The sequence below is a fragment of the Chitinivibrionales bacterium genome, assembly GCA_014728215.1.
Lineage (GTDB): Bacteria > Fibrobacterota > Chitinivibrionia > Chitinivibrionales > WJKA01 > WJKA01.
On the sequence record WJLZ01000032.1, the window covers coordinates 25,445 to 48,385 of the forward strand.

23 protein-coding genes are annotated in these 22,941 nt (G+C 48.2%); 18 read left to right on the plus strand and 5 right to left on the minus strand.

What is annotated here, in order from left to right; all coding sequences use genetic code 11:
- The first annotated feature begins 140 nt into the window (after positions 1-140).
- From GF401_02165 to GF401_02185, 5 genes are all read left to right on the plus strand, one after another.
- The gene (locus GF401_02165) at positions 141-983 is read left to right on the plus strand and encodes a TIGR02147 family protein (protein MBD3343851.1); all 843 of its coding nucleotides are present in this window, start codon (positions 141-143) and stop codon (positions 981-983) included.
- The gene (locus GF401_02170; protein MBD3343852.1) at positions 973-1,641 is read left to right on the plus strand and encodes a hypothetical protein; all 669 of its coding nucleotides are present in this window, start codon (positions 973-975) and stop codon (positions 1,639-1,641) included. The genes GF401_02165 and GF401_02170 overlap by 11 nt, the downstream gene beginning before the upstream one ends.
- Positions 1,642-1,844: 203 nt before the next feature.
- Positions 1,845-2,642, plus strand: coding sequence for a hypothetical protein (locus tag GF401_02175; protein MBD3343853.1), 798 nt, complete (start codon positions 1,845-1,847; stop codon positions 2,640-2,642).
- A 36-nt stretch (positions 2,643-2,678) separates the two neighbouring features.
- Positions 2,679-3,671 (plus strand): hypothetical protein, encoded by a 993-nt coding sequence (locus GF401_02180; GenBank protein MBD3343854.1) that lies wholly within the window; start codon positions 2,679-2,681, stop codon positions 3,669-3,671.
- Positions 3,672-4,044: 373 nt separating this feature from the next.
- The gene (locus GF401_02185; protein ID MBD3343855.1) at positions 4,045-4,353 is read left to right on the plus strand and encodes a DUF1508 domain-containing protein; all 309 of its coding nucleotides are present in this window, start codon (positions 4,045-4,047) and stop codon (positions 4,351-4,353) included.
- Between the two features lie 647 nt (positions 4,354-5,000).
- Here GF401_02185 and GF401_02190 read toward each other — a convergent pair.
- The 4 genes from GF401_02190 to GF401_02205 all read right to left on the minus strand — a co-directional run bounded on the left by GF401_02190 (position 5,001) and on the right by GF401_02205 (position 8,070).
- Entirely contained in the window at positions 5,001-5,585 is a 585-nt protein-coding gene (locus GF401_02190) for a hypothetical protein (protein MBD3343856.1), read from the minus strand.
- 11 nt (positions 5,586-5,596) lie between these two features.
- On the minus strand, positions 5,597-6,622 hold the full coding sequence (locus GF401_02195; GenBank protein ID MBD3343857.1) for a hypothetical protein: 1,026 nt from the start codon (positions 6,620-6,622) through the stop codon (positions 5,597-5,599).
- 220 nt (positions 6,623-6,842) lie between these two features.
- On the minus strand, positions 6,843-6,995 hold the full coding sequence (locus GF401_02200; GenBank protein ID MBD3343858.1) for a hypothetical protein: 153 nt from the start codon (positions 6,993-6,995) through the stop codon (positions 6,843-6,845).
- Between the two features lie 16 nt (positions 6,996-7,011).
- Positions 7,012-8,070: a hypothetical protein gene (locus GF401_02205; GenBank protein ID MBD3343859.1), complete on the minus strand. Its 1,059-nt coding sequence runs from the start codon at positions 8,068-8,070 to the stop codon at positions 7,012-7,014.
- Positions 8,071-8,381: 311 nt separating this feature from the next.
- On the opposite strand from GF401_02205, the gene GF401_02210 reads away from it, so the two are divergent.
- The 9 genes from GF401_02210 (at position 8,382) to GF401_02250 (ending at position 19,689) form a co-directional block, all read left to right on the plus strand.
- Positions 8,382-9,668 carry a protein kinase gene (locus GF401_02210; GenBank protein ID MBD3343860.1) on the plus strand — a complete coding sequence of 429 codons (1,287 nt, stop codon included), beginning with the start codon at positions 8,382-8,384 and terminating at the stop codon, positions 9,666-9,668.
- Between the two features lie 35 nt (positions 9,669-9,703).
- Positions 9,704-10,282: a DUF4390 domain-containing protein gene (locus GF401_02215; GenBank protein MBD3343861.1), complete on the plus strand. Its 579-nt coding sequence runs from the start codon at positions 9,704-9,706 to the stop codon at positions 10,280-10,282.
- Positions 10,283-10,345: 63 nt separating this feature from the next.
- Positions 10,346-11,515, plus strand: a complete 1,170-nt coding sequence (locus GF401_02220) for a HAMP domain-containing protein (GenBank protein ID MBD3343862.1) — start codon at positions 10,346-10,348, stop codon at positions 11,513-11,515.
- Positions 11,516-11,645: 130 nt separating this feature from the next.
- The gene (locus GF401_02225) at positions 11,646-13,001 is read left to right on the plus strand and encodes a response regulator (protein MBD3343863.1); all 1,356 of its coding nucleotides are present in this window, start codon (positions 11,646-11,648) and stop codon (positions 12,999-13,001) included.
- A 210-nt stretch (positions 13,002-13,211) separates the two neighbouring features.
- Positions 13,212-14,912, plus strand: a complete 1,701-nt coding sequence (locus GF401_02230) for a SpoIIE family protein phosphatase (GenBank protein ID MBD3343864.1) — start codon at positions 13,212-13,214, stop codon at positions 14,910-14,912.
- On the plus strand, positions 14,902-15,225 hold the full coding sequence (locus GF401_02235) for an STAS domain-containing protein (protein MBD3343865.1): 324 nt from the start codon (positions 14,902-14,904) through the stop codon (positions 15,223-15,225). Before GF401_02230 ends, GF401_02235 begins: the two co-directional genes overlap by 11 nt.
- A 137-nt stretch (positions 15,226-15,362) precedes the next feature.
- On the plus strand, positions 15,363-18,350 hold the full coding sequence (locus tag GF401_02240) for a phosphoribosylformylglycinamidine synthase (GenBank protein ID MBD3343866.1): 2,988 nt from the start codon (positions 15,363-15,365) through the stop codon (positions 18,348-18,350).
- An 18-nt stretch (positions 18,351-18,368) separates the two neighbouring features.
- Positions 18,369-19,193 carry a phosphoribosylformylglycinamidine synthase subunit PurQ gene (locus GF401_02245; protein ID MBD3343867.1) on the plus strand — a complete coding sequence of 275 codons (825 nt, stop codon included), beginning with the start codon at positions 18,369-18,371 and terminating at the stop codon, positions 19,191-19,193.
- A gap of 136 nt (positions 19,194-19,329) precedes the next feature.
- Positions 19,330-19,689 (plus strand): STAS domain-containing protein, encoded by a 360-nt coding sequence (locus GF401_02250; GenBank protein MBD3343868.1) that lies wholly within the window; start codon positions 19,330-19,332, stop codon positions 19,687-19,689.
- 35 nt (positions 19,690-19,724) lie between these two features.
- On the opposite strand, the gene GF401_02255 is transcribed toward GF401_02250, so the two are convergent.
- A complete protein-coding gene (locus GF401_02255) occupies positions 19,725-20,057 on the minus strand; it encodes an STAS domain-containing protein (GenBank protein MBD3343869.1) in 333 nt (110 codons plus the stop codon).
- Positions 20,058-20,232: 175 nt separating this feature from the next.
- Between GF401_02255 and GF401_02260 the strand changes: the two genes are divergently transcribed.
- The 4 genes from GF401_02260 to mazG all read left to right on the plus strand — a co-directional run bounded on the left by GF401_02260 (position 20,233) and on the right by mazG (position 22,903).
- Positions 20,233-21,204 carry a histone deacetylase gene (locus GF401_02260; GenBank protein ID MBD3343870.1) on the plus strand — a complete coding sequence of 324 codons (972 nt, stop codon included), beginning with the start codon at positions 20,233-20,235 and terminating at the stop codon, positions 21,202-21,204.
- A 69-nt stretch (positions 21,205-21,273) separates the two neighbouring features.
- The gene (locus tag GF401_02265; protein MBD3343871.1) at positions 21,274-21,441 is read left to right on the plus strand and encodes a SelT/SelW/SelH family protein; all 168 of its coding nucleotides are present in this window, start codon (positions 21,274-21,276) and stop codon (positions 21,439-21,441) included.
- A complete protein-coding gene (locus tag GF401_02270) occupies positions 21,438-22,046 on the plus strand; it encodes a threonylcarbamoyl-AMP synthase (GenBank protein ID MBD3343872.1) in 609 nt (202 codons plus the stop codon). Before GF401_02265 ends, GF401_02270 begins: the two co-directional genes overlap by 4 nt.
- 77 nt (positions 22,047-22,123) lie before the next feature.
- Positions 22,124-22,903, plus strand: coding sequence for a nucleoside triphosphate pyrophosphohydrolase (gene mazG, locus GF401_02275; protein MBD3343873.1), 780 nt, complete (start codon positions 22,124-22,126; stop codon positions 22,901-22,903).
- The last annotated feature ends 38 nt before the right edge of the window (positions 22,904-22,941 follow it).

Sequence of the window (22,941 nt, forward strand, 5' to 3'; positions counted from 1 at the left end):
TTTGTTCTGGAACTGTACTGTAGGCCTGAAACATATGTATTTTAATTCTAATCGTTAAATGCAGGTTCACAATGTGGACAAAATGTCCACGCATTAAAGAAAAATGCTTGCATTTTTATCTGCAGAAATAGGAAGCTTAGATGTCGGGTGTATTCGAATATTTTGATTATAGACAGTTCTTGATGGACATACTTGCAGAAAAGCAGAAAACCGCTTCCCGTCTTTCCTCCCGTGCTCTTGCCGGAAAAGCAGGGATAGATCCGAGTCTTTTTTCCAAGGTGCTTAAGGGCAAACGAAATATCTCCCCGGAGCAGGTGCTCAGGCTTTCGGAGGTTCTGGAACTGGATAAAAAGAGCACCGAATATTTTGAGCTTCTTGTTCGTTTTTGTCAGGCACGCAGCCATGAAGCGAAACGCCTGTATTTTGATAAGCTCTTGGAGCAGAAAAAGTATCCCGAAGCTGCGCCGTTGTCGCAGGAACAGTATACATTCTATAGCGTGTGGTATCATACGGTTATCCGGGAGCTGCTTCATTTTTTCCCCAGGCCTCACGATACCGGAGCGATCGCGAAAATGCTTGTTCCCGGTATCAAGCCTTCCGAGGCAAAACAGGCCATTGATCTTCTCGAGAAACTAGGTATTATCAAAACCACTTCCGACGGCGGATTTGAGCTGGCGGATGTATTTATTACCGCGGGCACGGATATTCAGAAACAGGCGATCAGGAATTTTCAGATATCGATGATGGATATTGCCAAAGACGCGCTGGTGCGGTTTCCAAAGGAAAAAAGAGAAATATCGACTTTAACGTTGAGTCTGTCTGAAGGAGGTTTTAAGGAAGTTGCCGAAGCGATACAACATTTTCGCAGAAAACTTATGGAGATCGCCAATAATGATTCTAATATCAGCGGCGTGTACCAGATAAATTTTCAGGCCTTTCCGGTCACCCATGTTTGCAGAGAGGATATTGATAATGCTGGTTGACAGATGCTGTGGACGACTGCTGGTCTGTGCATTGATCCTTACCGTTCTTCTCAAAATTTCCTGCTCCAATGCGCCTGTGCAGACCTCCGACGGCAGTGGTTCGGAAACGCCGAATTCTGCAACGGTCATTTCATCCTGTGGCCGTATCGAAGGGACTTCGAATCCATATTCAGCGATCGGAATATACAGCAGCGATTATATACCCTATAATGATTCGGGGTTCGACACATCGATGATCGCCGATGACAAGGGACGTTTTGTTTCCGGCGTGCTCGATTCGGGAATATATAATGTACTTTCTTTTAGTGCCGTCCCGGGTACCGGGGCCTTTTTCAGCGGCATAAATTCAACCCCTTCCGCACAACCGGATACGGTAATCCTTCCGCTGAAACCGGTTGGTTCGGTAACAGGAGTGGTTAGCGATACATTCGATATATTACGTGAAGACCTTCCGGTGTATATCCCCGGTTCTCCCTATCTGGACAGTCTTGATAACAACAACAGGTTTGTATTGCACGATATTCCTGAAGGTGAATTTGATCTCCATACTAAAGATGTTGCTTCACATAAGATAATGACAGATACCTTAAATGTGGATACTTTGTTTAATATCACCGCAGGTGAACGAAAGGACTTGGGTAGAATAAAGCTCGAGTGAGATAACATCTTTTAAACATAGGAAAGGAGGTGATATCTAATTACGACTGTAGGAGAAAAATAACGGGAATCCTGTAACCCCGCCAAGAGTTGCTCAGGATCCCCGGAGTAAAGGTGACCGTCGTGCATGATATACATGCACCGTCCCTTTTTGTATTTGTTGCTCACTTTTTGGAGTTAACGCCTGTTCAAGGAGAATTCGCTATGATCACGAAAATAATATATTGCACACTTTTTCTGACGGTCTTTTCTGCAAGTCTGCATGCAGTACCGTCCTATTTGTGGTATGCGACCCACAGTATAGAGGATTATTCTGTTAATGGCTCGTGCGGCTGGTTAGATCCTATGAAGCCTCATGATGAAGCTGACGGCTTTGCTGCCGCTGTACAAGGTCATAATATAACCAATAGCTGGCTCCGTTACAATCGGAGGGATTCCGAGTGCACGGCATTCAGATGGTCGGGAACATCCGCGGAAACCAATAATGTCGATTTTCTGTTTTATTCCGGCCATGGATGGGGAGATGGCCCCTATCTTGGGTGCAATGGTGCGTACCTGATTACCTGCTGGATTGACATACAATTCGGAGGATCGGGATATCTCAAGTGGGTACAGGCCTCAGCCTGTGAATGGTTTGTCGATGAGATGTATGATAGGGCCGGTTCGGGATTAAATGAGCATGAGCGGTGGGGTCCCGCATTCAAAGGGGTTCACGCTGTCCAGGGCCATCGGGCCGCGACATACGATCATAATTATTCCAATGAAATCTCGGATGAATTCTGGGACCGCTGGGTGGACAATGGAGAGTCGCTCTACTGGTCGTGGCGCCAGGCGCAGATCCATTGGATATACACGGTTACCGGCTATCCCGGTCTTCAGCCGGCAACGGGAGCGGCCAATTCCACCTATGGCTATGAGACCTGGGCCGCTGCGGGAAATGAAATGGCGCCGGACGGCATGGGGTGGCTCGGTTGGGCGACTGTCGGTGATCCTGATTATTAATTAAATTCGAGGAAATTAACGAGGAAGGAATACTTTATGATAAAGAGAATTATGTTTCCGATCACTTTCCTGTTGCTGGTGATCGGGAACACACACGCTGCAGACCTGGAAAAAAACGAGTTGGTCGATACTTTTCTTAATTCCTGTTCAACAACGAAGCTGCCCCTGTCGGCAGATCTTACCTCATTCGGTATACGCAATGCCGAACGCGTTACCGAACGGCCGGTTGCATACAAAGTTAAAAAAACGCCCTACTCGGAAAATCGCCTTCTTGAAATTTCAGCGATAGTAAATTGTGCTTCGAGCGGTGAAGTCAAAACCAGAGGCGCCTGCACAATCGTTGAAAATGCCGATAACAGCGTTCGTACCGGATATGACGAACAGCGGGGGCGGTATTTCTATTATAATAGTACCACCGAGAAAAAACCCCTTGCAAACACCGGCAAGACCGAACTCAGTGCATTGAAAGCTGAGGCACAGAAATATCTTAATGAGCTTCTCGGGAATGATGCCGGGAATTTCGTATTCGCCAATACCGAAACGGATTGCGTTCAGGTGCGCGGTGATGCCATTCCCGTGATTTCTAAACAAAGCTATCGATTCACCCGGAAAGTGAATGGACGGCATATTATCGATAATACCGCTTTTTTCAAAGCCACCTTTGCGGGGAACCAGGAACTGTGTGCCATGGAGTTTTCAAATCCGGTTCTGGAACCGGTGCAGATAAAAACGATGGTCAAGCCCGGGGTGACGGGTGAACGCCTTACGAAATGGGCAGAGAATAAAGAAAATGCAGTTGCACCACCAAATAATAAAATCAAGGTGAACCGTGTGTCTTCACTGAAACCGGTCGAATCGTATTTGGCAATGACGGAAGGGGAAGAGGTTTATATTGTTCCTCACGTCTCATTCTGGTCGGAGCTCAATTTAGACAATGGAGATTCATATAGAAGGTTCATTCATCTTTGCATGGATGCTCAACGGACGCCGAATCTCGATGAGGCCATGATCGAGAACACAGGCAGATAGTTGATACCTCCAGGGAATTACCGGCGGCATGCCGGTAATTCCCGGCCTTTCCGCAGGCTCCGGAAATGGCCGGTTACCAATGGCGTAGTGGAATTGTTCGGCAAGGCTGGAAGTTTGGCTTTTACTGTTGCTGCAAGTAAATGGCTTAAAAGCAACAGATTATTCAACACATAAATTGGTGGTCAAGCTTGTCCCCGTGAAACCGGGAGCGTTACGGTTGGCGGGAATTCGTTGTTTGAATTCCTGTTTGGCTTTCGTGTTTACGGCGCATTCAACAGGCATAAAGCGGATAGTCGTGAAAAAGTAAAAGTGCTTAAATACAACCAGGAATCGAAAGGAGATTGTTGTGGCAGGCAAGTTTATCATTCAGAAAATGAATGACAACGAGTATTATTTCAATTTAACGGCAGCATCGGGAGAAAGGATCCTTACAAGCGAGAAATACGAATCAAAAGGGCAAACATTGAAAATGATATCAGCCGCCATACGGAACGCTCCTGTTAACAAGAGATATAAAAAGAAAGTGTCGGGACTCAATAAGCCGTATTTCATACTCAAAGATGCACAGGGGGTCATTATCGGTGTAAGTGAAATCTACAGCACCGAAGCGGCTCGGGACAATGGGATCGTGTCGGTCAAAAAAGCAGCGCCCTGGGCGTCAATTGATGATTTTACGATGTAGGCGAATCGCGACTTCAGGAGACGGAGCTAGTTTAGAAGTTTAAGGAATCATCTCCAACCCCGATTCCGTCACGATCCGGTGCGGCTTAAACGACACCGGCTACCACTCGAATCCCGTGCGGTTGCGGGGATCGTTGCGAAAGGCATAGCGTCCTGCGCTGCGGATTTCACGTTCGGCTACCATGAGAAATGTCCAGGCTTTGTTGCAATACTATTTTTAATGCCTGCATAAGTATTGTTCAATGGTCTTCCGGAAATTTTGCCATACTTACTCCTGCTCAGGCATTGCTGACCATGAAACAATATCCTTCGATACGTAATCTGGAAAAGTATATAAGGAGAATCATTAATCTTTGATTCTTTTCGCCGGCATTACAACTGGAATACCATTATATTATGTCCTGTACGATAAAAAGCAGATGTTTATGATGTTTATTAAGAGGCAGATTAAGATGAGATCAGGGATGAGTCCCACCTTGTTGTCGCGTTGAAGCATGGTTTTTTTCTCCTCTCGTATGCTCGTACGCTCGTTTTCCCTCCCTATGCGCACATTGCGCATAGCTATAAAAAAGCATTTACAACGTGGGGTACAAGGGGTGGAAACCCCTTCCATCCCTTAATCTAAATCATTTGTTAATTATGAAGACATTAAAATTTAAACGTCGCTGCGGCAACGACGGTTTTTCCGATGGGGTCTGCGCCCAGTTTGATATCGAACCGGTCGGCGTTGCTGAAAGTGAGTTTTTCGTTGAACCGCTGTGCGCCTTGGTAAGCGTCGATGATACCGAAGACATAGCTTGACGCTGCCAGAGTGAGGGCCGCGCCCAGGATGACTTTTTCTTCGGTGGGAAGTCCCCCCTGTTCATCGTCGGGTTTAAGGGCGGTGGCTTCATGGTAAATATTCGTTGGATCGCCGGTTTCGCTGTATTCCCGGACATAGAAGGTATCGGTATTGAGTTTTTCCCACCGGGAGAGCATATAGTAGGTGGTAAAGAGGCCCGTATAGAATGCCGAACCGGTGATAACTCCTCTGAAAAATTCCCGGTTGTATAACTGTCCGGTACCCGGAAGGGATGCCGAGAAGAATGCCGAGGCCAGCGGATCTTTGGGGATGGCATCATAGTTGTACCTGGAAACCTCAGGCTGTAAAACGACCGTACTCTCAGCCTCCCCCGCGTGGGCGGGAAGGCCAAGAGCGGTACAAATCATGAGCAAAATAATAGTGTGTTTCATATTGCTATTCTTTAATATACTTTGTGTTCTTTGTGTTCGATCACGTTTCCGTCTTTGTCATAGAAGGTCGCTTCGCCGTCACCCATTTTTTCATCGTGGGTGAACTCTATCCGTAATATTCCATTGGGACCCCCTTCGTACACCTTCCCTCGCCGCTGATAATCACGTTCAAAATAGATCCGGAAATAGAGCTGGTCCGATTCGCTGTCTTCCCAGGGAAGGTAGAATTCGACAATACCTTCGTTGTCCTGATAGCGGTGGTATGGTTTGGCTTCATCGAGGGTGTTTTTATGAATGACAGTCAGATAATAAGTGAAGGAACGCGAACCTTCATCATGATGATCGCCGGTTTTGGCGTCGTAGTAGTGGCCCTCGCCGGACTGAGTATAATTTATTCTATCGATCGAATCGAGTTGGAAGGAGGTGGTATCGCCTTTACCGAGGAAATCGGTTTCACTGATATTTTTTGCCCAGAACCATGAATTTCCGGGTTCCAGCTCTCCGAGGACCGGGTTGGAGAATTGGATGTGCACCTGAAGGGAACAGACTTCATTTCGTTTATACCCCTGGGTCTGACGTTCCCGTCCGATAAAATACCAGGAATAAACGGCGTCGATCAGATTGGTTTGCAGTTGAGCGAGTGAATCAATACGGTCGCCGGTATAACGGGCTTTGACTTCGGCGTATCCGGTTGCAAGGCGGTCGGGATCTTCTTCGGTAGGCTTGTCGTTTACTTTTTCAAAGTAGACGAGGGTATCGCCACTCCAGGAGATACCGTTGTCGACCATCCAGTCTTCGGCCGCCCCCGACTGGGCTTTGGCCAGCCGTTTTGCCATGCCCTGGCCGCTGGAGACCGCTGCTTTGACCGTTTCCTTGTTGTTGTTTTCTTCGTTGATCGCCTCAGGACGTTCCATGGCCTTGCCGATATTGGCGAAAAGTTTCAGACCCCGCTGGCCTGCACCAAAGGGATTGAGACCGCAGCCGGCAAAGACCGTACAGATTATCGCACCAACGATAAGCGATTTGAGTAGACGCATAGCTCCCTCCTTACATATGTGGTTATCTATAAATTTACATTTTTTCATTCGGGCCAGAAAACTACAATGGGCATGGAACCCAGGTAGTGAAAGATTTTTTTCAGTAATGCGATCATGGTTCAGTCCTTTTCTTTACTTCTGTCATTCTGCCTCCGGGTTCTGTGATGCAAAGGGTATGCCATGAAGACAGGCTGGTTGTAAGATGTGAAATAATAATAAGTTACAGGTATTTGTGTGAAATCGTGGCATAGGTAAGTGTCACCGGTGATACGAAATATCGATGGGTTGTGTCAAAAATGATACTGGGAAGATTTGGAGTGGAGAAGTGATGGGGAAGTGGAATGCCGGGTTTCGTCGTTGGCTTTTTGCCCATTACTCCAGTTCTTTCTTCAGAAGTCCCATCCGAATCCGAGCATGAGATAGGGGCGGTCGGCAAAGGAGATATGGTTGATCAGGGTAAGGTCGATCCGGAGGTGGCGGGTGTTGTAGGAGAATCCCCAGAAGAGGAGGGAGAACATGAGCCGGTCGGGATTGTAGAAATCGAGATTGTCTTCGGAACCCAGTATCTGGAACAGGCGGAGGGGCAGGTCGACAGGGTTCATCATGTAGTATTCGAATCGGAAACTCCAATCAAGTTTTTTACCCCAGTAGATCCGGTAGGCCGGGGCGAGGTAATAGGTGGTGATAAGCCGCGTGTTGCCGGACGCCGAACCCTGGTTTCTGAAATTCAGCGAGGAATAGAGATTGATCCGGTGGCGGTTGTTGAAGGTGAGTCCCTGAGTGGCGAACAGACCCAGGGCCCGGTCTTCTTCAAGCGGGAACCCGTCACCCAGATGATCGGTTATCTGTGATTTGGCCCCGTAGAGTTTGAGGCCTCCGCCCGCCTTGTAGGCGTGGCCGTTGAACGGCACGGTATAGGGACAGGACTTCAGGGTTATCAGCGAGAAATTATCACCCAGGGTCATGCTGCCGGTCTCGAATATCGGAATACCGGCATAGAGAATATCGATTGTCATGATTTGGGCAAAGGTGAAATAAAAATCGAATATCGGCAAGGGGAGCACCGCCGTATCCATGGTGGCGCCGTCATCACGTTCCTCGATAAGTTTAACCGAGGTTATATTGGTCCGTATACCGCCCCGCCAGGGATGGCCGATTTCGGGGGTCTCCGAAAAAAAGAGCTTATGAGCAAATCCCTTGCGGGAGATATCGTTCACCGGAGCAAAGTAACTCTTATCAGTATCCTCATTCTCCCCGGATCCATCATTCTTCTCATCTCTCTTTTCATTGTTTTTAGCCCGATCAACCTGCCCACTCGGCTCCACTATGATATCACTTTCCCCATCCTGATCGACAAGCAGCAGATCATCGTCACCAAACGATGCGGTTGCAGCAAATCCCATAATGATAAGGCAAACAAAAACAACATTAAAAAAGCGGAAAATCATCGGTACTCCTCATCCATTGCTTGCTCCCCTGATAAAACAAAAAGCATGCCACCATTCTCCCTGTGCCGCCTTTGAAGAGGTTTTTCCGGGAATGCCGGCGGAGCGGTGCAATATATAAAGTACATCAAAAGATGGCCCGATAAAAAGCGTTTTCATTCCATCGTGAATGTTCAGGAAAGGGGGGAGAGGGAAGCGTATCATTGGTGATACATTTTATCACACGATTAAAAGGGTTGCCATATAATATTGATTGGCTGTTTTTTCATGGCATTTTATTTGCATTAACCCTTGCTCATACTGGAGGAATTGTTATGAATAGTGATGATACTTGTATTGGTGCGGGAACTGTTTTAGTTGTTGATGATGAAGCGTTGATCAGGCAATCGGTGCGTGATATACTCGAGGATGATGGTTTTTGCGTGATCGAGGCATGTAATGGTGAGGAGTGCTGTTTTTTGCTCGACTCGCATCAGGTGGATCTGATTTTGATGGACATTCAGATGCCGGGCCGCAATGGTATGGAGACATTCAAGGAGATGATACGGGCGCGGTATAAGGTCGAGACGATCATGATATCGGGGCATGCTGATATTACGACTGCGGTGGATGCGATCAAGTCGGGGGTTGGTGATTTTCTGGAGAAGCCTTTTTCGGTGGAGCAGCTTCGGAAAAGCGTACAATCCGCTTTCAAGCGCCGGGGTGAGAACCGCAATATGGAGATATCACCCAACGGGCAGGAGAGTAGCTATGAGATCAATGATGAGATCGGCCGGGGCGGCACTGCAACGATCTATCGAGCCGTACAGAAGGACCTGGATAAGGTGGTCGCCCTGAAAATGCTTCATCCGCACCTTACCGATCCCCTCTCCTTTGGTGAGCGTTTTGCGAGAGAGGCCCGTATTCTGGCATCCATGTCCCATCCCCACGTGATCCAGGTTTTCGATTACGGACAGATTTCAAAGAGCTATTATCTTGCCATGGAGTATGTGGAGGGCACTTCCCTTGGGGCATATATTTCCCGGCGAAGGGGGGTTCCCCGGTCTGTTGTCGCGCTTGTTGGTATGGACATTTGCCGGGCGCTCGAGCATGCTCATGCACGGGAGATTATTCACCGGGATATTAAGCCCGAAAATGTGCTGATTTCACGGCAGGGTTACTGCAAGCTGGCCGATTTCGGTATTGCTCGGTGGATGCAGGAGCGGGGGAAAAATATCACCGATCCGGATTTTGTTGCCGGTACGGCCGAGTTTATGTCGCCCGAGCAGGTGGAGGGCAAAAAGGTGGATCACTTCACGGATATCTTCTCCACAGGAGTCCTTCTGTATGTAATGATGACCGGATATCAGCCCTTTACCGGAGAAAATGCGGCATCGATCATGTATTCTATTGTCCATAAGGAGCCTGTGCCGCCAGCCGAAATGAACCCGAAAACCGGATCAAAGATGAACCGGATAATCAACAAGTGTCTTCGGAAAAAAAAGGAGAAGCGGTTCCGTTCAGCGGCTCACCTGAGTAAGGCCCTCGAATCGACACTTACCTCCAAGGAGTGTGCCGGTGCCCGTCGGATAATACAAAATTATTTCTTTGGAAAGGAATAATGGGACAGAACTAATTATTTTAGTTAAAGAAGAATATGAATTTCATAATCGGTATACTGGTTGGCGCAAAGAGTATCGCTCTCATTGCCGGAATGATCGCTTTCGGCACGTCGGATATTACTATATCTCCACCGAAACTGGTGCTGACCCCCAATGAAATCCAGTTGAGCTGCCGGCTCGAAAACGGATATACCAGAGATCTTCGGAAACTCTCCCAGACCGGTACTGAAATAATTGTCTACCTTTTTGTTGAAGTCAAAGAGGAGGATTCCAGAGAGCTTGTCGCCAAGGTATCATCCGAACACACGCTCTTCTATAACATGCTCGATAAGGAATATGTTGTGTACCGTCAGGAGAACGATGCAAAAGAGACCTTCGGCGAACTCGATTCGGCCCTTGCCGTGGTATCCACATTCACCAGTGTGCCGGTAGTATCGATCCATAAAATAGAGGCAACGGGCGATTACTTTTTTGAAATTTATTCGATTTTAGGAAAAACAAAGATCGAGGCGCTTGATGATAAGGAGATCGATTTGATGTACTATTGGGATTACAAGCGTCCTTCGGTGCGCACCGAGACGTTCAAAGGCTCGGTCCTTCTGTATGGAAAATAGGAGGTCCCGAGGGGGGAGTTATCCACGATTTCCGATTTGGTGACTCGAGCGGGAAAGAGCATTATGATTAAAGGGTTATCACTCAAAGCCAAGACATTTATTCTGCTTTTCTGCATTGTTCTTTTGGCGACCGTGCCGCTGATAGTCTATTATGTCAAGACTGCTCATGCTCTTTCGGCGCTGGGTGAAGATCCTGTTATCGAGTCGGTATTGACCGGTGCGGTGGATAATGTGCAGGGGAGTGAAACCCGGGAAGCCGCGGCGTCGGCACTGAAACGCTATCAGCAGATTACGGTTTTAAAAGACGCCATTGTGTCGCAGGTCCTTCTGTTCAGCCTGGTTTATTTCGGCTGTGTCGTTTGCATTTCGCTGATTGTGGGCTACTTTTTTATCTCCCGCATAACAAAGCCCCTGGCCAATCTGACCGGCGCCACACAGCAGCTTGCCCGGGATAATCTCGATTATACGATCCCCGAGGATACGGGGGGAGAGATCGGACAGCTTATCAGGTCTTTCAACACCATGGCCGAAAAACTGAGTGTTGCCCGAAGGGAAAAACTGATTGCCGAGCGAAAGGCGATGTGGCAGCGGGTCGCGAGGGTTATCGCCCATGAGATCAAAAATCCCCTTACCCCGATCAAGCTCTCGACCGAGCGGATGTACGAAAAATATCTAACCGAAAGTAAAGATTTTCCCGAAGTAATCAAGAGCACGACTTCTACTATCCTCTCCGAAATCGGTAATCTCCAGAACCTTGTCGATACATTCCATACCTATGCGAAATTTCCCGATCCTGTGTTAAAAGATGAGAAACTCAATGATGTTATCCGCGACTCCGTTGCCCTTTTTGGTGGGGACAAGGTTGCAATCACCTGCGATCTTGCCGATACGGTCCCGATTCTCAAACTCGACCGTCGGCAGATGGGTGAGGCATTGAACAATCTGATAAAGAACAGTATCGAGGCTATCGGAGAAACCGATCACGAGGGCACAATCGAGATGAAAAGTTTCTGTGAAAACGGCACGGTTATTATCGAGATAGCCGATAACGGCTGCGGAATTACAAAGGAAAATATGGAACGCCTGTTTCAACCATACTTTACAACAAAAAAGCACGGCAACGGTATCGGCCTGGCCCTCACCGAGCGGATAATTAATCTTCACGGCGGAAAAATCGCGGTGGAATCGAACGTCGGCGAGGGGTGCAGATTTACGATACGAATGACTGTTTAGTATGGGGGCGAAAGTCTCGGGGCGTAGGTCGAAGAGGGAAGAAAGATGGTCGCACGTGAAACTAATGCCAATGGCTGTTTGTCTTTTGACCTTAGACATTGGACTCTCTTATTAGCAAGGAGCACCGGACATGCCTAAAATTTTAGTTGTTGATGATGAAGCGAATATCAGGAAAACGCTGGCCGAGATTTTAGAGGATGAATCCTATGAGGTGATTGTTGCCGAGGATGCGCAGCAGGGGGTGCGGTGTTTTAAACAAGAGTATCCTGATATTATCCTGATGGATATTCTTATGCCCGGCAAGGATGGTCTGGAGGCGCTTGCGGAGATCAAGGGGCTTGGGGCCGATTGTGAGGTGATCATGATCAGTGGTCACGGAACAATCGAATCTGCGGTGAAAGCAATCAAGATGGGTGCGTATCATTTTCTTCAGAAACCGCTGTCGCTTATCGAAGTCAAACAGATAGTCCGTCATGCCTGCGACGCCAAGATGCAGCGGGATGAGTTGAAATCGTTCCGGAAAAAGGATGAAGAGAAGTATGCGCTGGTGGGAAAGAGTGCGGTTATTCAGAAGCTGCAGCAGGAGATCAGGAAGATTGCGCCTACCAACGGACGGGTGCTGATCCGGGGAGAAAGCGGGACCGGTAAGGAATTGGTTGCCTTTGCGATCCACAAGAACAGCGAGCGGGCAAAGGGCCCTTTTGTCAAAGTTAACTGTGCGGCAATTCCGCAAAATCTTATCGAGAGCGAGCTTTTCGGTCACGAAAAAGGGGCTTTCACCGGCGCGGTGGCGCAGAAAAAGGGGAAATTCGAGTGTGCCCACAGGGGAACGCTTCTTTTAGATGAAATCGGTGACATGGATCTCAATACCCAGACCAAAGTACTTCGGGCGATCCAGGAGGGCGAATTCGAGCGGGTGGGAGGAACAAAAACTATTTCCGTTGATGTCCGGATTATTGCCGCAACCCACCGGGACCTCGAAAGCATGATTGCCGAACAGACTTTCCGTGAAGACCTCTACTACCGTCTCTGCGTACTCCCGGTATCCGTTCCCATGCTGTCGGAGCGGATCGACGATATCCCGATACTGGCCGAATATTTTCTGGACCTTTACTGCAAAGAAAACGGCGCCTCCCGGAAAAAGTTCCTTTCCGAAGCATTGCAGGTGTTGATGCGACAGAAATATCCGGGTAATATCAGGCAGCTTCGCAACATCGTGGAACGGGCGGCTATCCTGTCATCCGAAATCGAGATTACCGGAGAATTCGTAGCATCCCTTACCGGAGAGGGAAGTGATAATGTCACCAGTGATCTTTTCACCCGGACCCGTTCGTTGCAGGAGGCAAAGGATGAACTGGAAAAAGCCTATGTGAAAACCCAGCTCGAACTCAACGATTGGAATATCCCCCGCACTGCCGAACTCCTCGGAATCCAGCGCACAAACCTTCACCGGAAGATACGGATGCTGGGGATTGAGCGAGGGTAGGGAGAAGGGGTGAAAGGTGAATGAACGTTGAAGAGAAGGGGATAAGGGATCGGGATACTAGACGACGATAATGGGATCCAGTATCCAGCAATACCACAACTATTTATGCGCTCGTTTTTTGCCTTGTAGTTAACAATCCCCCATGGTACAATAAAACAGATCTCCGCATCATGCTTTTCACCAGTGCCTTTTTCCAGATATCAGTCGGTCATGCAGCGAGAAATACAATATTTTATCAACAGTATCAATATTCCTGCGTGTGTAGTCGATTCCGGGAGGCGGATTGTGTCGGCCAATGCCGATTTTGCCGCCATGGTTGGCGTCGATTCCCGTTCTATGGTTACTGCATCTCTTTTCGATAACCATTGTCTTCTGGAGAGTACCGACAAACAAAAGGAGAAAATCACCCGGGCGATTGCCGGGCAGAAACGGGTCAAGCTCAGCAATGTGCGGGCCCGGAACGGCCGGGGTGAAGAGCTTTATTTCAAAATAAGCGGTGTTCCTCTGGCGCGGCTTTTTGACGAAAAGGAATTGATGCTTCTCCTCTTTGCCGACAGAACTTCCGAGAAGAAAGTGATGGACAAGTACGAGACGCTCTATGTACAGGAGCGTGAAGAGCGGGAGAAGCTTGAAGAATTCAATGGCCGTCTCAACGATCTGATCGGTGAAAGGACCAGGGAGCTTTCAAAGGCCCACAGCCGGCTGAAAAGAGCATATGCCTCGCTCAATGAAGAGCTTGAGATTGCAAAGAACGTTCAGGAAGGCCTTATCCCCAAAGAATTGCCGGAAATAATCAACATGCACTCCTGGGCGGTTTACATGCCTACCGGGAAAGTGGGAGGGGATCTGTATGATATCATTTTCACGCCTCGTCATAAAGTAGCGGTGCTTATTTTCGATGTCGCGGGCCATGGCGTCCCGGCGTCCCTGATCGCTGCAATGGCAAAGATGCTTTTCAGTCAGTTTATCGAGAAAGTCGAATCTCCGGCAAGAATATTTCATCTGGTCAACAAGCATGTCTCCCGGCTTATAAAGACCGGCCATTACCTGACCGCTTTTCTGGGAATCATCGATCCGGTTTCCCACCATATGGTCTATGCCAATGCCGGGCATTCGCAGCCCATTGTTTACCGGAAAAAAGAAAAAAGACTCATCATGCTGAAAGCGCGTGGCTCATTTATCGGCCATACATCTCTTGCCGATATCGCCGAGTACAACGATGAAACCGTGCAGCTTCAGACCCATGACAAGCTGATTCTGTACACCGATGGACTAACTGAAGCTGTTGATGAAAAGGATGAGATGTACGGGATCAAACGGTTGAAAACGGCCGTTGCCGATAACGGAGAGCAGCCGATCCGGGATTTTGTCGGGTCACTTCTTCTGGATCTCAACAAGTTCAGGGGCTCCGAACCTCTGGCCGATGATTTCACAATACTGTCTATCCAGCTGGGAGATCCGGAAAAGATTTTAAAAGAGTCCGGGTTCAGAAAAGGTGAACGCCCCCATATCCTTGTCCTTCATACACTCGATAAAATTGAAGATATCTGTTCGAGGGTCCTTGAAGATATGGATAATAATGGATATACCGGCAGGGATATCCGCCGGACCAAACTCTGTGTTCACGAAATTCTAACCAATGCGATAATCCACGGCAATAGAGGTGATACGGAAAAGAAAGTTGTTGTTCTGTTCAACGTGGATACCGAAAAGGTCGTAGTCAGCGCTATCGATGAAGGCGAGGGATTCGATTATATTCATTTGCCTGATCCTTTGAAGCCGGAAAATCTACTCAAGGAGAATGGACGAGGTTTGTTTATTGTTAAAAAATTTATGGATGATGTCGCTTTCAACAAAAAAGGCAACAGGATTACGATAGCAAAATATCCGGAGGGTCCCAATGGATACTAAGCTGTTCTCTTCAGAAAAACCTTTTCGGGTGATGCTTATCGGAAAGCTGTTTCGCAATGAAGATTTTATCACACTGGAATCGATCGTATCTCGATGCATAGAAGAAAACAGAAAAGAGATTGTTTTTGATTTGAGCCGTATGACTTTTATCAACAGTCAGGGGCTTGGTATGATTGTCAAAATGTTCAGGATTATCAATGAATCCGGTGGAGATCTTCGACTTTTCAAACCTCCAAAGGATATCAAAGAGATAATCGACATTTCGGGCATTTCCCGCATTATTCCTGTTTTCAGTTCAGAAGAAGATTCCTAGCAGGCTAGTTTCCTTTCGGTCGGATTATCCCCCTATATATTTAGATAGTTTGCCCTGGTTTGTAATAATAAATATTTTTAACAGTCTCTAATAAGAGATTTTGAGAAATCAGTGCATATTGCCCGAAAAGGAAAAGCATGGCAGACCGTATTTATGTAGGCACCAAAAGCCATCATCGAGACGCAATCGGCGAGCGAACCCGAAACCGCATCGTTAACGACCTTGGAATCGGAACGATTACCTCGGTCAGAAGCGCGACGGTCTATATCCTCAACGGCCGTTTATCTTCCGAGGATCTTAAGACACTGGCAGAGGGGCCGTTCACCGATCCGATTGTGCAGGAATATAAGATAAATGCCTCAATTTGCGATACTTTCGACTGGATGGTCGAGGTCGGTTTCAGGCCGGGCGTGACCGATAATGTGGGAAGAACAGCAAAAGAGGCCGTGGTAATTACCCTGAAAAGAGATTTTCCCGAAAATTTCTCGGTTCATACGGCTACGCAGTACTTTTTTGAGGGAAATATCTCTCAAAAGCATGTTGAGCGGATTGCAAAGGAGATTCTGGCCAACGATCTGATTCAAACGGTCGATATCTATACCCGGGATGAGTGGCTGAGGGTCCACACGGGCAATTTCGGCGCTCCTGTTGTTACCGATGTCCCCGAGGTCGAGATGTGGCATGAGGTTAATCTTGCCGTCGATGACGGGGAACTGGAAAAAATCAGCAGGAAGGGCATGCTCGCCCTGTCGCTCGATGAAATGAAGGCGATTCGTTCCTACTACAGCAAGGATGAGATCAAAGAGCACCGCACATCACGGGGTCTTCCGGAAAACCCTACCAATGTGGAACTCGAGATTTTGGCACAAACCTGGTCGGAGCACTGCAAACACAAAATTTTTAGTGCCGGCATTACCTACTACGAAGAGGACCGTCATCCGCAGAAAATTTCAAGCCTTTTCAAGGTCTATATCCGTAATGCCACCGAGAGTGTCCGGTCGATGAAAGGTGATGATGATATCTGTCTTTCGGTATTCAAGGACAATGCCGGGGTGGTGAGATTCAATGACACGTGGGCGGTTGTTTTCAAGGTGGAGACCCACAACAGTCCCTCGGCACTCGATCCCTACGGAGGGGCGCTCACCGGTATTGTGGGTGTTAACAGAGATCCTTTCGGGACCGGTCTGGGCAGCCGTCTTATCGCCAATACCGACGTTTTCTGCTTTGCCTCACCTTTTTACGACAAGGAGATTCCGCCCCGCATATTGCATCCCAAGCGGGTATTCGAGGGGGTCCGGGAAGGCGTTGAGCATGGCGGGAACAAGAGCGGTATTCCGACTGTCAATGGCACGATTGTTTTCGACGATCGTTTTTTAGGAAAGCCGCTGGTTTATTGCGGGACCCTGGGAATAATGCCGATCGAGATTAACGGACGAAAAGGGTACGAGAAAAAGGCCCTAATTGGCGATCATATCATTATGGTTGGCGGCCGGATCGGCAAGGATGGTATCCATGGCGCGACCTTTTCATCGGAGCCGCTCCACGAGGGATCGCCGGCAACCGCGGTCCAGATCGGCGACCCTGTCACTCAGAAACGGATGACCGATTTTCTGCTCAAGGCCCGGGATTTGAATTTGTACAGTTCGATCACCGACAACGGCGCCGGAGGATTATCGTCATCGGTGGGTGAAATGGCCGAGGATACCGGAGGCGCGGTAGTCAATCTCGAGCGCGCACCGCTCAAATATCACGGACTGGAGCCCTGGGAAATATTCCTGTCGGAAGCCCAGGAGCGGATGACCGTTGCAGTTTCGCCGGAGCAGCTCGATCAATTCTTTGCCCTGGCAAAGGAATGGGCGGTCGAGGCGACCGATCTGGGGGAGTTTACCGATGATGGGTTCCTCGTCGTTAAATATAACAACGAAACAGTCGGCGAACTGGCAATGGAATTTCTTCACAACGGTCTTCCGAAAATGGAGCTTGTCGCCCGTTGGGAAACACCAAAGGAGAGCAAAGCCGGCCCCATTGTTTCGGACAATCCTGTACAGGATATTATCGACCTGCTCAAGCGGCTAAATATTTGCAGTAAAGAATATATTGTGCGGCAGTACGATCATGAGGTCCAGGGTGGAAGTGTGGTCAAGCCCCTGTGCGGCGCCCGTAATGACGGCCCCTCTGACGCCGCGGTAGTTCGGCCGTTGCTCGATTCAAATGAAGGTATCGTTGTTTCAAACGGCATTGTGCCGCGGTACAGCGATATCGATACCTATGCTATGGCTTCCTGTGCGGTTGATGAAGCCGTGCGGAATGCCGTATGCGCAGGAGCAAATCCCGATCACATGGCCGGACTGGATAATTTCTGCTGGTGTGATCCACTGAAAAGCAAGGATAATCCCGATGGCGAGCATAAGCTTGCCCAGCTCGTGCGGGCCAATCAGGCGCTCCATGATATGTGCCTCCATTATTTGACGCCCCTGATTTCGGGCAAAGACAGCATGAAAAACGATTACCGGATAGGATCAACCAAAATATCGATCCCCCCAACACTTCTGGTAAGTGTCGTGGCAAAAATCGAGGATGTCCGGAATGCCGTTACCATGGATTGCAAAAAACCGGGTAATTATCTTTATATAACAGGAAACACCTACCGGGAACTGGGAGCGAGCGAATACGCGTTGATGAAAGGCATTTCCGACAGTGCTGTTCCCCATGTTCATTCGCCTTCCCGGACGTTAAAAATATACCGGGCCATTCATCAGGCGATTCTCAAAGGGCTGGTTTATTCCTGTCATGATGTTTCCGACGGTGGTTTAGGGGTTGCCCTTACCGAAATGTGTTTCTCCGGGGAACTGGGAGCTTCGTTGTCGCTGGCTGATGTTCCTTCGCAGGGGTGTTCCACCGATACGGAGATACTCTTTTCCGAATCGCCGGGAAGAATTATTATCGAAGTTGCGCCCGAAAATGCGGCGTCCTTCGAGTCACTGCTCAAGGGGCTTCCCTGCGCAAAGATCGGAACCGTTGAAAAGGGTGATATGATACGTATTATCGGGTTAGCGGGAGAACCGGTTTGTGAATTTTCCCGTATCGACGCCAAGGTTGCCTGGCGACAAACACTCGATTTTTAGGATAGTGGAGCATAGATAATGACACAAAAACTTTCAGTGATTATTCTCGCCGGAAACGGCGTCAATTGTGAGATGGAAACAGCTCATGCATGCCGGCTGGCGGGATTTGAGGCCGTTGATATTATCACCGTCTGGGAACTTCTCAACGGTGATACCATGCTCGATGCTTATAACTTTGCTATTTTGCCGGGAGGATTTGTTGACGGCGATGATCTTGGCTCGGCAAAGGCACAGGCAAACCGGATTCTCAGCAGCGTTTCCCGCAAGGACGGTTCACCGCTTATCGAGCAGTTCACCCGGTTTATAAACGACGGCAAGATAATTCTCGGGATTTGTAACGGATTCCAGCTGATGATCAAACTGGGGCTTATTCCTGCATTGGAAAACAAATATATCGAGCAGCAGGCCACACTCACGTTTAACGATAGCGGCAAATTTGAAGACCGGTGGGTGAACCTGAAAGTGAACGACCAGTCGCCCTGTGTTTTCACCAGAAATATTACTGATATGTACCTCCCGGTACGGCACGGTGAAGGCAAATTTATTGCCCGCGACACAGAGGTACTCGATATAATAAAATCCAACAATCAGATGGTTCTCAGCTATGTCGAACCCGGATCTGATGAACCTACGCTCGAATACCCTTTCAATCCCAACGGCTCGCAATCCGGTGTTGCCGGTATCTGTGATTCATCGGGAAGAATTTTCGGACTTATGCCCCACCCCGAAGCCTACCTCCACAAAACAAACCATCCCCGGTGGACCCGCCAAGAGCTACCCGAAGAAGGCATCGGATTGAGCATTTTCAAAAATGCCCGTGAGTATATAAAGAGCAATCTTTAGAATAAAGCGGTTTCCGGGATGCAGGCAAAGAAGGGGGCGGGGTTCAGGAAAATATTGACAAATCGATCCCTGAAAAATACCATTAGAGAGAGGAGACCGAGGGGGATACCTTTTCACAATTTACGGGGAACGAGTCATGACCAGAACTGCATCAAAAGAATCCCCGGTCCGTATCGAAACCTATTCGCGCGGTCCGTATCAAATTCTCAGAATTAATGGTGGTAATTCAATAACCGATCTTTCCGAACTCAGAGATCTGGTTTCACACTATCTCGATAAAGGCAAGCGAAAAGTTGCCGTAAGCTTTTCATCGGCATCCTATATATTCAGCGGCGCATTGAAAGTGCTTATCGATTGCTATAACAAAATTGCCGATCTCGGCGGCGATCTCTGCATAATCGAGCCTAATCCAAGCCTTTTCGATACTCTCGAAATGCTCAATATCGACCGGGTTATCGGCATTTATGTGTCGGAGGATTATTTGCCGGATAAGTGATCGTTACAGGGTTGTGTGGCGCGAGTGGTTAATTTTCACTTAAGATTTCTGACTACATTCAGGACCTGGTTTAAATTTGTCAATTCGAACAGGCGGTTGATATAGGAGCGGGGATTGGTGTTGGCATTGAGGACGATTACCTTTTTATTCTCCGACTGCATGCGGGTGTGATAGTAGACAATTATTCCCAGGCCGTGACTATCCATGAAATTGGTCCGAGTAACATCGATAATGATTGCTTTGGGATCTTTTTTGTAGATGGATTCGAGTTTCCGGGAAAATTTTTTAACATCGATATCGACAACCCTGCCCACAAGCTCGAGCAGAGGGATATCCTTATATTTCCGTTCGTGAAGTTCCAGGGCCATACAGTGAAGTATCCTTTGATTGTACCGGGCGCAATGCGGTGTTTATAGTAAAATACTAAGAGTGCAAGGTGAAATAAAACATGCATCGCAAACCGGTAACAGTAAGCCACGCTTCACTTAGCCGGTTTCATAGTGTATTTTTAGCAGCAATCCTGTAACGAAAGAAGTTTTTTTCATGGAAAACACCGGCGTATCATCACATTCAACGGCAAAAAAGGGAACCGGGTTTGTTTATCATGACAAATATGCCCGCCATCAATTGACACAGGGCCATCCTGAATGTCCGCAGCGTCTGGAGGCTATCCGTGAAATGATGGCGTCGGAGGGGTTTGATAAAAGGGTGTGTTCCCTTTCGCCCGTTGATGATATGGCGAAGGTTCTGTCTTTTGTAAGGAAAATTCATTCGGAGGAGCATTGTGAATCGCTGAAAGAAAATCCGGAGACCTGGGAGGTTGCGATGCTCGCTGCCGGCGGAGCCATGGCCGGAGTCGATGCCGTTTTTTCGGGTCAGTGCAAAAATGTGTTCTGCGCACTCCGTCCCCCGGGACACCATGCCAACAACAACGGGCTCCATTATGACGGGCTCAATCAGGGGGAAGGGTTTTGTTTTATCAATAATATCGCCGTTGCAGCACGCTATGCTCAGGCTGCATGGGGATGTAAGGATATTCTGATAATCGACTGGGATATTCACCATGGTAACGGTACCGAATGGGCGTTTTATGAAGATCCCACGGTATTTTATTTTTCAACGCATGTTTTCTGGACCTTTCCCGGAACAGGACATCCGGGCAAAAAGGGACGGGGGGCCGGCGAAGGCTACACCCTGAACTGTCCTTTAGAACCTTACAGCGGCGATGATGAGATCCTTCAGGTGTGGGATGATACTTTTATTCCTGCCCTTAAAAAAGTGGATTTCAAAGCCGATTGCATGATGATTTCGGCAGGGTTCGATTGCAAGGAAAATGATCTTTTAGGCAACCTTGGTATCACCGATGGGGGGATTGAAGAGTTGACAAGAAGAAGTATGGTCCTTGCCGATGAGCATTGTGATGGACGGCTTGTTTCGGTATTGGAAGGCGGCTATACTCTTGACAGTCTTGCCGATGCAGTAAATACGCATATTACTACATTACTCACTAAATAAGAAGGGGTACCTATGAAATTCAGAATCACCTATTGCGGCATGTGAAATTACAAACCTCGTGCTGCCGGTCTGGCAGAGGAGCTGAAAAAGAAATTTAATGCAGAATCGGAACTTATCGAATCGAGTGGCGGCGTTTTTGAAGTCGAAATGGATAATGACCTGATATTTTCCAAGAAAAAGCTGAATCGATTTCCGGAGGAAGGTGAGATAGCAACGCTCGTTTCGCAAAACAAATGATTCACTACGAAGTACATCCGTGCAACCCCCAGCCGCGTTTTTTGAATCATGCAGCAGCATTGCTGAAAAATGAAAACGGTATTTGTGTGTATCCGACCGATACCGTATACGGCATGGGGGCCTGTGCAAGCAATATAAAGGCTGTTTTAAAGATCGCTGAGCTTCTGAAAAAAGATAAAAAGCGGATGTTTTCCTATATCTGTACCAGTTTTTCGCAGGCGAGTGTGTATGCAAAAATCAGCAATGCTAATTTCAAGCTTATGAAACGGTATCTTCCCGGTCCCTTCACGTTTATTCTTCCGGCAACAAACTATGTTCCAAAGAAGATAAGTCCCAGAAGAAAGACCGTGGGAATCAGAATTCCCGATTGCCCGATCTGTCTGGAGCTTGTTCGTTTGATTGAAGAGCCCCTGGGAAATACATCGTTGAGGTTACCGGGGCAGGAGCGGGGAGATCCGAAAGCAATAAAGCCTGCAGTCATGCACGAAGTCGATATCATGCTTGATATCGGGCCGCTTCCCGACCCGCGCGGATCAACTATTGTCGATCTGACCGGGGATGTTCCCGAGATTATCCGGATGGGGAAGGGGGAGTGGGGAGAGTGACGCGGCGATGCGACGACGCGACGACACGACGATGGGACGACACGACGAAATATGAAACTGTTTTTCAAGGAGCACCAATGTCTGAAGCATTAGACAAATTTATCGAAATAATAGCCCGCCTGCGTGGTCCCGGGGGATGTCCCTGGGACAGGGAGCAGACCCATAAGAGTATTCTCAATTGTCTTCTGGATGAGACCTATGAATTTTTTGAGGCTGCCGAGCAGGACAACGATGAGAAGATGAAAGAAGAACTGGGCGACCTTCTTCTTCAGGTGGTACTGCACGCTCAGATGGGTGCGGAGCGGGGCGCGTTTACTATCGATGATGTTGCCCGGGGGATAGCCGAAAAAATAATCCGCCGTCACCCGCACGTGTTCGGGGATACCGAGGTATCGTCATCGAAAGAAGTTACTCGTAACTGGGAAGAAATCAAGCGCACGGAGAAGGGGATGCAGGACCGGAAATATCTTGTTGACGGCGTTCCCGAGGCTTTGCCGGCCCTGTTCCGGGCAGAGAAAGTGCAGCGACGGGTCGCCCGGATCGGTTTTGACTGGACCGATATGAAACCGGTACTCGATAAGGTGGAGGAAGAATTCGGGGAATTTCGTGAAGCTCTTGCGATGGACGATCAGGAACACGCCATGGAAGAACTCGGGGATATCATGTTTGCTCTTGTCAATGTTGCCCGCCATAATAAAATCTGCGCCGAAGACGCCCTCAGGATGACTGTTAAAAAGTTCATTAACCGGTTCCGATATATCGAAGACCAGTATAAAAAACAGGGAAAAGATATACGAAAAGCCTCTCTTGAAGAAATGGATTTGTTCTGGAATGAGAGTAAGGGAAAGGTTGGGTAGGATGAGCTGCAAAGTAATACACCTGCCGAATTGGGTCA